This window comes from Kocuria sp. 2SI, from assembly GCF_005502825.1.
Classification (GTDB): Bacteria; Actinomycetota; Actinomycetes; order Actinomycetales; family Micrococcaceae; genus Kocuria; species Kocuria palustris.
The window spans coordinates 51,657-62,131 of sequence record NZ_SCNB01000017.1 but is presented as its reverse complement, the minus strand read 5'-3'; the positions used below and the strand labels follow the sequence as shown (position 1 = coordinate 62,131).

Sequence of the window (10,475 nt, the reverse complement as noted above, 5' to 3'; positions counted from 1 at the left end):
CGGCATCACCGAGGCGCTGCGCGCCTACGAGTCCGCCCGCCGGCCCACGGCCAACATGATCGCTCGGGCCTCGCGCGGAGTCGGCGCCTCGGTGGGGTGGATGGGCTCGGCTGCCTCATCGAGGTCGGGTCGGGCGGCCCGTCGGGGTCCGTCGTCTCGACGACGGCGCCCGACGTCCGGTCCTGCTGCTCGGTGGCGGCCCATCAGTGCTCCTGGTGCGCCGCGCTCAGCGGCTGGACGGGGCCCAGCGCCTTGAGCTGGGCCTTGGCATCGGCGGCAAAGATCCGGGGCGTGACGGCCGGGCCGAAGCGCTTGAGGAACTGCGCGTTCAGTGCCGGGCCGATACCGGGGCGGTGCGCCGAGGCGCCGACTCCGCGCGAGGCCCGAGCGATCATGTTGGCCGTGGGCCGGCGGGCGGACTCGTAGGCGCGCAGCGCCTCGGTGATGCCGCGGTCCTGAGCCAGCAGCGAACCCAGGACCACGCCGTCGCTGAGCGCGGTGCCCGCTCCCTGGCCGAGGTCGAAGGTCATGGCGTGGGCGGCGTCGCCGGCCAGGGTGATGCGGGCGCTGCCCCAGCGCCGCAGCGGCGGCTGATCCATCGTGTCACGGCGGGTGATGACCTCGGTGCGCGAGACCAGCTCGGCGGCCACGGGATCCCACTCGGCCAGCAGCGAGGCCATAGACAGCTTCGAGCCCAGGCTGTCGCCCTCCGGGGAGGGCCCGGAGGGGCGAACGCACCACCACACGATGGTCTCGTCGTCGAGCCAGAAGTGCGCGAAGCGCACCGCCGCGCCGTGCATGATGCGGAACGTCCCGAGCATCGCACCGGTCACCGGGGCCTGGGCCATGCCCCAGAAGTGGGCGTAGCCGGGATGGCGCGGCGGATCCGCGTGGTGCAGGGTCGCCCGCACCGCGGAGTTGATGCCGTCGGCGCCCACCACCGCGTCGAAGCGGTCCTCGGTGCCGTCGGTCAGCACGACCCGCGGCCCGCCTGCGGCGTCGAGGACCTCGCGCACGTTCGTGCCGCGATGGAAAGTCATCTCGGGCGAGCTGTCGGCAATCACATTGACCAGATCGGCGCGCTTGATCGCGATCGGCACGGAGTCGTCGAACTGCCGGCCCTCGGCCACGGTGTCGATCGTGGTGAACTGCTCGCCGCGGGCTCCGGACATCTCGAAGCTGGTGATCGGCGAGCTCACCTCCCGCGCCCGGTCCATGAGCCCCATGCGCTGCAGGGCCATGACCCCGGCGTACCACAGCACATAGCAGCCGCTGTCCCTGGACTCCAGGGTGGGGCGGGCGTCGAAGACGTGCACGTCCCAGCCCCTGCCCTGCAGGGTGCGCGCGGTGGCCAGACCCGCTGGGCCTGCTCCGATGATGGCCAGTCGACGACGTTCCAGCACTGTCCTCACCTCTTGACGGCTGATGCGACGAGCGCTCCGCCCAGGGTCACGAGCCCGGCTGCCAGGGTGACGGCGCCCGCCTGGACGAGGACGTAGAGCTCATTGGGCTCCTCGCGGTTCTCACCGTTCGAGGAGAGGAAGAATCCGGCCGGCATGAGCACGGCCGAGGCCGGCACGGCCCAGCGCGCCACCTGAAGCGCGGGGCCCTTCAGCTCGGTCTGCTCGGCCAGGATGACGGTGACGGCTCCCAGCGTGGCCAGGGATCCGGCGTGGCCGTGGCCCGAGCGCGCGAAGGTGCGCTGGAACTCGGTGCCCTCGGCCTCGCCCCGGGTCAGGGCCAGGACGTAGTTGCCCCCGGCCTCGATTCCGATCGTGGCCAGCAGCAGCAGCCCTTCAGCGGCGCGGGCTCCTCGGCGCAGCGGCTTCATGGTGGTCTCCTTCATGGGGTCGTTGACTGTCGGTCGGCTCGTCGAGCCGGTATCGGCGACGACGTGCGAGGCGGAGGCACAGGCATCCGGTCTCATCACATCAGCCCTGCTCAGCTGGGTCTATGGGGATTCCGTCGATTCCCCGTGCGCTGTCCTGTCCGCCCGCACCCCCGACAGATGTCACGGGTGGGCGGGCGGGTCACAGCACGGGGATGATCTCCTTCTGCGCGGTGCCCCAGGGATGCGTGCGGTAGATGGCGCGCAGGACGATCTCGTTGCGGACCGCGATCATGGGCTTGGCCGTGAAGGTGGAGACGGAGGAGACCTGGCGGGAGGACTTCACGAAGCCGTTGGCCCGGTCCCTGCGACGCTCCTCGAAGCTGCGCAGCGCCTCGGCCACGGAGGGCTCGCGCTGGAAGGCCAGGGCCACGCTGAGCCCGTCCTCGATGCCCTGACCGGCCCCCTGGGCCCTGTCCGGCGTCATGGGGTGTGCGGCGTCGCCGATGATCGTGGCGCGGCCACGGCCCCAGTGCTGGAGCGGGTCGCGGTCCAGGATGTGGTTGCGCAGGATGCGCTCCTCCGGGGTCGAGCGAACCATCGACTGGACGTGCGCGGGCCAGCCCCGGAAGCGGCGGATCGCCTCGGCCTGACGTTCCCCCGGCACGTCCGGATACCGCGGCGGCGCCTGCAGCAGCGCCAGCCAGTACAGCTCGCCGTCGCTGACGTGGTAGTGCAGGATCCGCCCGGTGGGGCCCCAGTAGATGGCCATGTCGCCGGGGACCAGCTCGGGGTGCTGGTAGTCGGTCGTGCCGTGCCAGGCGGTCAGCCCGCAGTAGCGCGGCTCGGCGGGGCCGTGCAGCTGGCGGCGGATCACGGAGCCGATGCCGTCGGCGCCGATCACGGCATCAGCGCGCAGGCTCTGGCCATCGCCGGTGCGCACGATGACACCGGAATCCGTGCGGTCGAAGCCGGTCACCGAGATGCCGAAGCGCACGGTGCCCGGCTCCAGGGCCTGCAGCAGGGTCTGGTAGAGGTGCGTGCGCGTCACGCCGACGGCCGGGCAGCCCGCGCCGGCGGCCAGCTTCTCCACGTCCAGGGTCCCGATCTGGCGCTCGCGCCAGGTGAGATAGCGGTGGCGGCGCACCACGGTGCCGCGCTCGATCACCGGCTCGGCCAGCCCCAGCCGGTGCAGGCAGTCGATCACGTTGGGCCACAGGTGGATGCCGGCGCCCAGCTCGGCCGTCGAGGCGGTCTCGCGCGCTTCGAGCACGCGCACGCCGAAGCCCGCCTGCTGCAGCGCGTTGGCCGCCGTCAGTCCGGCGATGCCGCCGCCGACGATCACGATCTCTGCTCTTCTCATGGCTGCTCGATCCTGTCCTCGTCCCGTGCGGCACCCGAGGCCGCAGCCCCGGAGCCCGCGTCCTGAACCCTGCTGCCGACGGCCTCCGGCTCCCTCGCCGGAACGGTGCCGACGGCGTGCGATCCGCGGCCCTCGTCGAGGATCTCGAGGAAGCCGCGCAGCTGCTCGATCAGTCCCGTGGAGTCCTCGACCTGCACGGCGTGGCCGATGCCCGGGAAGACCGCGTGGTGCAGGCGCGGGTGCACCTGTCGTGCCCTATGCACGTCCTCGGCGGACATGAGCCCGCCGCGGTCCTCGTCGGCCTGCAGCAGCGCCACCGGTCCGTCGAAGCGCACGAGCAGGTCCTCGGCCGGGCACGGGGCGGCGAACTCTCCGTCGTGGTAGGCCTCCAGCACCGCCGGGTCCAGCTGCTCCGGCGAGCGCGACACCGCTCGCAGTGCCAGGGGCGCGTCCGCGAGGTAGGACCGCGTGATCGAGGGATCCGGTCGCCGCGAGTGCAGCGGCGAGTCGATCACCACGAGCCCGTCGATCAGCTCGGGTCTGCGGGAGGCGGCCGCCATCGCGACCCAGCCGCCCAGCGAGTGGCCGCTGAGCACGACCTCCTCGGGGCAGTGCGCCTCGAGGAGGTCGATCAGGTCCCCCGCCATGGCCTCCACCGAGTAATCCCCGGCCGCTCTCCCGGAGAGCCCGTGTCCGCGCAGGTCGGGGGCCAGCTGCGTGTGCTCCTGCAGACCGGCCATGACCGGCTTGAAGACCTGCCAGCGAGCGCCGAGACCGTGGACGTGCACGATCCGCGGCACGCCCCCGCCCAGGCTCCCGTAGGCCAGGACGGGGTCGTGCGCGCTCCACAGCTGCGGCAGCGGGCGAGCCTTAGGAGACACCGGGATCCGCCTCGGCCGCGCCCAGCACCAGGACCAGGTGGAAGCCGTTCGAGTTGGAGGTCGTCACGACGACGGGGCCTTCGGTTTCGCCGCGCGAGATCGCCCCGGCGGCCAGGACCACGTCCAGCAGACCGCCCACGGCGAAGGAGTCGCCCAGCACCGGGCGGCTGGCGTGGCGCTGCGCCTGCGGCAGGACACGGCCCAGGGCCGACTCGGCGGCGGCATCGGAGCCGGCCGAGCCCTTGAGGTCGACCCACACGTGGTGCACGTCCTGCGCCGAGACGCCGGCGCGCTGCAGGCCGTCGCGCACGGCGCGCTCCAGGCCCTCGCCCTCGGCCGAGACCGAGCCGATGCCCAGTCCGTCGGAGGCCATGCCGGTGCCGAGCAGCTCGGCCAGCGGCTGGGCACCGCGCTCCAGGGCGGAGTCCCGGTCCTCGATCAGCACGCTGGCAGCGCCCTCGGCGGCGTGCCAGTCGCCGCCGTCGAACAGGCCCAGGTCCCGCAGCCCGCGCACGACCGACGGGGTCAGCGCCTCGGCGGAGGTGCCCAGGATCGCGTCGGCGCGACAGCGCCGGATCTCCTGGGCGCCCATGCTCAGCGTGAGCGCCCCCGCGGCGCGTCCTGCGGTCAGCGTGGTGGTGGGGCCCACGCAGCCCAGGTTCATGGCGACCTGGCCGGCGGCGGCGTTGTAGACGGTGTTCGGGAACAGCGCCGGGTTGGCCGCGGAGGGGTCCTCGTCGAACAGGGGCTGGGCGAAGCGCTCCATGACGTCCATGGGCCCGATCTCGGTGCCCAGGATGATGCCGGTGCGCTCGCCTGCGGTGTGGTCGGCGTGCTCGAGCGCGGACTGCGCGGCCACGACCGAGCCGATCGCCAGGCGATCCATGCGCCGGCGCACGCGGGGGGCAAGCTGCTCTTTGCCGGTCGCCGTGAACAGCCCGACCTGCTGGCCCTCGACCTCGGTGAAGGCCTGTTCGCCAGCGGCCACCGCCTCCTCGAGCGCCGACACCGTCTCCCCGGCGGAGGTCACCGCGCCCAGACCCGTGAGGACGACCCGGCGATCGCTGACCGGCAGGCGCGTGTCCTCGTGATCGCGGGTGAGCACGAGCGAGGCGTTCGCCCCGCCGAAGGCGAAGTTGTTGCAGATCGCCGCGTTCGTCTCCATCGGCTGCGCCTCGATCGGCACATGGCGCAGGTCGCAGACCGGGTCGGGGGTCACGAGCCCGGCGGTGGGCGGCGCGGTCTGGGTCTGCAGCGCCTTGACCGTGACCATGGCCTCGGAGGCCCCGGCCGCACCCAGCAGGTGCCCGATCATGGACTTCGTCGACGACACCCGGATCTGGTCCAGGTCCTCCCCCAGAGCCCGTCGCATGGCGGCGGTCTCGGCGGGGTCGTTCTTGGCGGTGCCCGTGCCGTGGGAGTTCAGGTAGCCGACCTCGGAGGCCGAGACCCCGGCCTGGCGCAGCGCCTCCTGGATGGCCCGGGCCGCGCCGCGGCCCTCGGGCTCGGGGGCGGTCGGGTGGTAGCCGTCGGCGGACAGGCCCAGCCCGGCGAACTGCGCCAGGACCTCCAGGCCCAGCTGCTCGGCCAGGTCCTCGCGCACGAGCACCATCATGGCCGCGCCCTCGCCCAGCGAGAGTCCTTGACGGTCGGCGGAGTACGGCTTGGCCGGCTCCGGCGACAGCGACTCGAGCGAGTTGAACCCGGCGAACAGCACATCGGACAGGGCATCGGTGCCGCCGGTGAGCACGGCATCGGCGCGACCGTCGGCGATCAGCTCGGCGGCATAGCCCACCGCGTTGGCGCCGGCGGCGCAGGCGGTGTTCAGCGACAGGACCGGGCCGCGGATGGCGTGGGCTCCTGCCACGGCCTCGGCCAGGCCCTGCGGGGTCGAGTACGCCAGAGCCTCGCCCTTGCCCTCGCGCCCGGCGCGCTCGTCGAGGTACCACTGCTCGGCCGAGAGAAGCCCGGCGTTGCAGGTGCCCAGGACCAGGCCCCAGCGCTCCGGCTCGATGCCGAGGCCCTCGGCTGCGGCCATGGCCTCCTCGGCGGCGATCAGCGCGAAGTCCAGCGCCGGATCGTCGTAGCCCTCGGGGTAGCCGGCGCGATCGGCGGGCTTGTCCAGCGGGGCGACCTCGCCGGCGATGTCCGTGCGGATGCCCTCGGTGGACAGACGCTGGACGGTGCGGATCGCGACGCTGCCGTCGCGCACGCCCTCCCAGGTGGCCTCGGCTCCGCGGCCCTGCGAGGTCACCGCGCCCACGGCCACCACGACGGGACGGGGCTGAGCTGCTGCGTGCTGCTGGTTCATTCGGATCGTTCCCCCTGGTCTGCGGTCTGGTCGGCGGCGCCGGTCCCGGCGGCGCGCGAGGTCTGGGCGCGGCGCAGCACGGCTGCGCCGGACTGGCCCTGGAAGCCCTGGGCGAGTGCGAGCGCACCGGAAGGGCCGTCGTCGGACAGCGGCAGCGGCCGGGCGCTGCCCAGCACGAGATCGAGCTCGGGCTCGTCTGCCTGCTCGGCGGAGGTCCCGACGATCGCCGGAACCGTCCCGGCCTCCAGCACCAGCGCAGCCACGGCCACGTTGAGCAGCCCGGAGGCCGCCGTCGTGTGCCCGGCAGCGCCCTTCACCGCCGTCACGGCCGGACGGGCAGCGCCCAGCGCCTCGCTCAGCGCCTGGACCTCGCGGAGGTCGCCGTCAGCGGTCGCGGTGCCCTCGGCCACGACGGCTGCGATCTGCTCGCCGTCGATCCCGGCCCCGGCCAGCGCGGCGCGGACGGCGCGGGCCAGTCCGTCGCCGTCGGCCAGGGGCGTGAAGACCCTGGCGCTGTCCTGGCGGGAGGACACGGCCTCCAGCCCCGCGTAGACACGGGCCCCGCGGGCGGCGGCGTGGTCGGAGGATTCGAGCACGAGGAACACCGAGCCCTCGCCGAGCACCGTGCCGGCGCCCTCAGCGGCGAACGGGTGCGGCTGGTCCTGCCCGTGCTGCAGCAGTCCCCAGTCCTGGTACTTGGACTGGTTCCACCACGACGTAGCGTCGTCGAAGCCCCCGACGACCACCACCTCGGCCTCACCCCGGCGGATCGCGCGCAGGCCCATGCCCAGGGCGGACATCCCGGCCTCGGCGGCGCCCGATACGTAGGCGTTGGTGCCCTTCATCTCGAGCACCTTGGAGATGTAGAACAGCGAGGCGGCCTGCAGGCCCTCGAGGTAGAACAGCGGGTAGAAGTCGGCGGCGCCCTCGGCGCCCATGACCTGGTAGTCGACCGAGCCGTCCTCGTCGCGGGCCACCAGCACGGCGTCCATGACCTTGTCCGGCTCGGAGATCTCCTTGGCGCTGGCCAGGTACAGCCCGGCCTGCTCCAGCTGGCCCTCCAGGCCCGCATCGCGGACGGCATGCACGGCGCCCAGTGCGGCCAGGCGGTCGTTGCGGATCATGTTGCGCAGCATGCGCCGGTCCACGAGCGGCTTCAGCGCCGACTGCAGCTCCGCGACCTCCGCGCTGGCGCGGCAGTCCAGCGACGAGGCGTCGAAGGACTGCGTGGGGGCGACCGCGCTGCGTCCCTCCAGCAGCGCCTCCCAGTTCTGCTCGGCGCTGTGTCCCAGGCCCGTGACGGCGCCGATGCCGGTGATGACGACGTCGCTCATGCGCCGACCTCGCTTCCCTGTCCGGTGCTGTCGGCGCCGTCGACGGTCCCGCGCGCATCCGGCGCGCCGATCGGGGCCACGCGCTCCAGGCGCAGCGCGTTGACCTTCATGACGGCCTTGCCCTCGACCGAGGCCGAGGCGCGGTAGGTCTTCTCACCGGTGCGCTTGACCTCCAGCTGCAGGACGTCGCCGGGGCGCACGAAGGTGCGGAACTGCACGCGGGTGGCCCCGCCCAGCTGCAGCGCCGGCGCCGCGGTCTCGTCGGTCGTCGACTCCTCGACGATTGCCGCGAGCTCGGCCAGCGAGCCCAGCAGCAGGACGCCCGGCAGCACCGGGAAGCCCGGGAAGTGGTCGTCCAGCAGGTCCATGGTCCCGCCGACCCCGCGCACGCCGCGGGCGCTCACGCCCGGGACGAGCTCGGTCACGCGGTCCACGCCGGTGAGCTGAGGCATGCGGGTGGTGCTGCGCTGCGTCATCGTGCGGCCTCCTCATCGGCGGGTCGGGCGGGCTGCGCCGCGTCGTCGACGTGGCGGGTGATCACCGTGCAGGCGTTCGTGCCGCCGAAGGCGAACGCGTTGACGAGCACGGCGTCGGTGTCCAGGACCCGGCCAGGCTGCGGGGCGTAGTCCAGGTCGCAGTCCGGATCCGGGTTCTCCAGGTTGATCGTGGGCGGGACGCGGCCATCGGCCAGCACCCCCAGGGCTCCGAGCGTTCCGAGCGCGGAGGCCGCAGCCGTGAGGTGACCGCTCATCGACTTCACGGAGGTCATCACGAGCTCGCCGGCGTGGGCACCGAAGACCTCGCGCACGGCCTGGGACTCGCTGACGTCGTTGCCCGGAGTGGAGGTGCCGTGCGCCGCGATGTAGCCGATGCGCTCGGCGGGGACCCCGGAGTCTTCGACGGCCCGGACCATGCACTGGGTCACCCCTCCCCCGGGAGGCGGCGGATCCGTCATGCGGTAGGCGTTCATGGTGGCGGCGTAGCCGGCCATCTCGCCCAGGATCGGGGCGCCGCGGCGCAGGGCGGACTCGCGCTCCTCGAGCACGAGCATGATCCCGCCCTCGCCGAGCACGAAGCCCGAGCGGTCGTCGCTGAAGGGCCGGGAGGCTCGCTCGGGCTCATCGGCGTGGTCCTTGGTCAGCGCTCCCAGCAGGGAGAAGCCCAGGACGTCGAGCCAGGTCACGAGCGAGTCGTAGCCGCCGGCCAGGGCCGCATCGGCCTCGCCCTCCTGGATCTGGCGGAAGGCCTCGCCGATCGCGTGCCCGGAGGCGGTGCAGGCCGTCGAGACGGACTCCACCGCTCCGCGGAAGCCGGCCTCTCGGGCCAGCACCGCGGCAGGGATGTTCTGGTCTCGGCGCAGCACGTCCTCGATCAGCGGCCTGTGCAGGGGCAGCTCGGACTTGACCCGGTGGAAGAACTCGGCCATCTCCTGCAGGTCGGGACGGCCGGCGGTGGCTCCGACCACCACGGTGCGGCGGTCGGCCTCGTCCTCGTCGCGGGCGGCGGGCAGCCCGGAGCGGCGCAGCGCTTCGAGCCCGGCGGCCACGCCGAAGGCTCCCTGCCGGGAGAGCAGCTCGGCCTCGGCGACGTCGGGCACCAGCGTGCGGGCATCCTCCACGGGCACCGTGCCGGCGATGCGCACGGGGTAGGTCGAGGCGTCGAACTGGGTGATCTCCCGGACGCCGCTGCGACCGGCCACCAGGGACTCGAGGGTCGACTCGGCGTCCAGGCCCAGCGGGGTCACGGCACCGGCGCCGGTGATCACCACGCGGCGGCGGGCGGTCTGGGCGGGGCTCATGCGCGCACCAGCGTCTCGTAGAGCCGCCGCGAGGTCTCGCGGTCCTGCAGCGTCTCGGCGTCCATGAGCGAGCACATGATGTCCTCGGCCTCGAGCACCAGCTCGCCGTCGGCCGCGGCGCGGCCGCTGAGCACGGCGATCTCCTCGGTCCAGCTCACGACCGTGCCGGTGAGCTCCAGGCGCTGGCCGGGGCGGACCAGCCCGTGGGTGCGCAGCTCGCCCACCTGCAGCAGCACCGCGCGGCGGGTCAGCTCGGTCGAGCCCATGATCAGCCAGGTGCCGGCCTGGCAGATGCTCTCGAGCACGAGGCTCGGCGGCATCACGGGCGGCTCGCCCTGCCAGTAGGGTTCGGCCAGCGAGGTCGCCTTGACGGCGCGCACCGACTCGTGCGGCCTCAGCTCCTCGATCCGATCCACGAGGTGGAATCTCATCAGTGCTCCTGACGGTGGTGTGCCAGCTGGTGGTGGTCGCGGCCGGCGCGTGCGGCTCCGGGGCGCCCCAGCGGCTCGGGCCGCAGGGCGGTGCCGGCGCCGCTGTCGTGCCGCGGGTCGAAGGCGGCCGCGTAGAGGACGACGTGGGCGATCGCGTAGTCGCGGGTGTGCGAGAGGCTCACGTCGGCCCCGGTGAGGCCCAGCCGGGCAGCCGTCTCGGCGGCGCGTCCGGTGAGCTCGAGCCGGGGCCGGCCGCTGAGCTCGCGCTCAATGCCGATCTCGGTCCAGGCCACGCCCCGGCTCATGCCGGTGCCCAGGGCCTTGAACGCGGCCTCCTTGGCGGCGAACCGGGCGGCGAGCCGCTCACCGCTGCGCCGTCCGCCGCGCAGCGCGTAGGCCAGCTCGGCGGCGGTGAACAGATCGGGCAGTCGGTCCGGGAACCGCTCGGCGAGCCGAGCGACCTTCTCGGTCTCCACGAGGTCGACCCCCACCCGCACCAGCGCAGCCTGCGGTTCCCGGACCGTCATGA

Annotated in this window: 10 protein-coding genes; all 10 read right to left on the bottom strand. The window is 73.4% G+C overall.

Translation table 11 applies throughout. The features are described 5' to 3' along the window. Positions 1 to 203: 203 nt before the first annotated feature. The 10 genes from FFS25_RS10145 to acpS all read right to left on the bottom strand — a co-directional run bounded on the left by FFS25_RS10145 (position 204) and on the right by acpS (position 10,473). Positions 204 to 1,403: an FAD-dependent oxidoreductase gene (locus FFS25_RS10145; protein ID WP_171004169.1), complete on the bottom strand. Its 1,200-nt coding sequence runs from the start codon at positions 1,401 to 1,403 to the stop codon at positions 204 to 206. A gap of 5 nt (positions 1,404 to 1,408) precedes the next feature. Continuing rightward, the gene (locus tag FFS25_RS10140) at positions 1,409 to 1,846 is read right to left on the bottom strand and encodes a hypothetical protein (protein ID WP_235044728.1); all 438 of its coding nucleotides are present in this window, start codon (positions 1,844 to 1,846) and stop codon (positions 1,409 to 1,411) included. Positions 1,847 to 2,030: 184 nt separating this feature from the next. Further along, complete coding sequence (locus FFS25_RS10135; protein ID WP_137802825.1) at positions 2,031 to 3,191, bottom strand: FAD-dependent monooxygenase; 1,161 nt, start codon at positions 3,189 to 3,191, stop codon at positions 2,031 to 2,033. Further along, positions 3,188 to 4,072 carry an alpha/beta fold hydrolase gene (locus FFS25_RS10130; RefSeq protein ID WP_171004168.1) on the bottom strand — a complete coding sequence of 295 codons (885 nt, stop codon included), beginning with the start codon at positions 4,070 to 4,072 and terminating at the stop codon, positions 3,188 to 3,190. Before FFS25_RS10130 ends, FFS25_RS10135 begins: the two co-directional genes overlap by 4 nt. After that, the gene (locus FFS25_RS10125; RefSeq protein WP_137802823.1) at positions 4,062 to 6,383 is read right to left on the bottom strand and encodes a beta-ketoacyl synthase N-terminal-like domain-containing protein; all 2,322 of its coding nucleotides are present in this window, start codon (positions 6,381 to 6,383) and stop codon (positions 4,062 to 4,064) included. Before FFS25_RS10125 ends, FFS25_RS10130 begins: the two co-directional genes overlap by 11 nt. Further along, complete coding sequence (locus tag FFS25_RS10120) at positions 6,380 to 7,717, bottom strand: beta-ketoacyl synthase N-terminal-like domain-containing protein (protein WP_137802822.1); 1,338 nt, start codon at positions 7,715 to 7,717, stop codon at positions 6,380 to 6,382. The genes FFS25_RS10125 and FFS25_RS10120 overlap by 4 nt, the downstream gene beginning before the upstream one ends. Next, entirely contained in the window at positions 7,714 to 8,193 is a 480-nt protein-coding gene (locus FFS25_RS10115; protein WP_137802821.1) for a 3-hydroxyacyl-ACP dehydratase FabZ family protein, read from the bottom strand. Before FFS25_RS10115 ends, FFS25_RS10120 begins: the two co-directional genes overlap by 4 nt. Further along, positions 8,190 to 9,515, bottom strand: coding sequence for a beta-ketoacyl-[acyl-carrier-protein] synthase family protein (locus FFS25_RS10110; RefSeq protein ID WP_137802820.1), 1,326 nt, complete (start codon positions 9,513 to 9,515; stop codon positions 8,190 to 8,192). The genes FFS25_RS10115 and FFS25_RS10110 overlap by 4 nt, the downstream gene beginning before the upstream one ends. After that, complete coding sequence (locus tag FFS25_RS10105; protein ID WP_137802819.1) at positions 9,512 to 9,946, bottom strand: hotdog family protein; 435 nt, start codon at positions 9,944 to 9,946, stop codon at positions 9,512 to 9,514. The genes FFS25_RS10110 and FFS25_RS10105 overlap by 4 nt, the downstream gene beginning before the upstream one ends. Beyond that, a complete protein-coding gene (gene acpS, locus FFS25_RS10100) occupies positions 9,946 to 10,473 on the bottom strand; it encodes a holo-ACP synthase (RefSeq protein WP_137802818.1) in 528 nt (175 codons plus the stop codon). The genes FFS25_RS10105 and acpS overlap by 1 nt, the downstream gene beginning before the upstream one ends. Positions 10,474 to 10,475 lie beyond the last annotated feature (2 nt).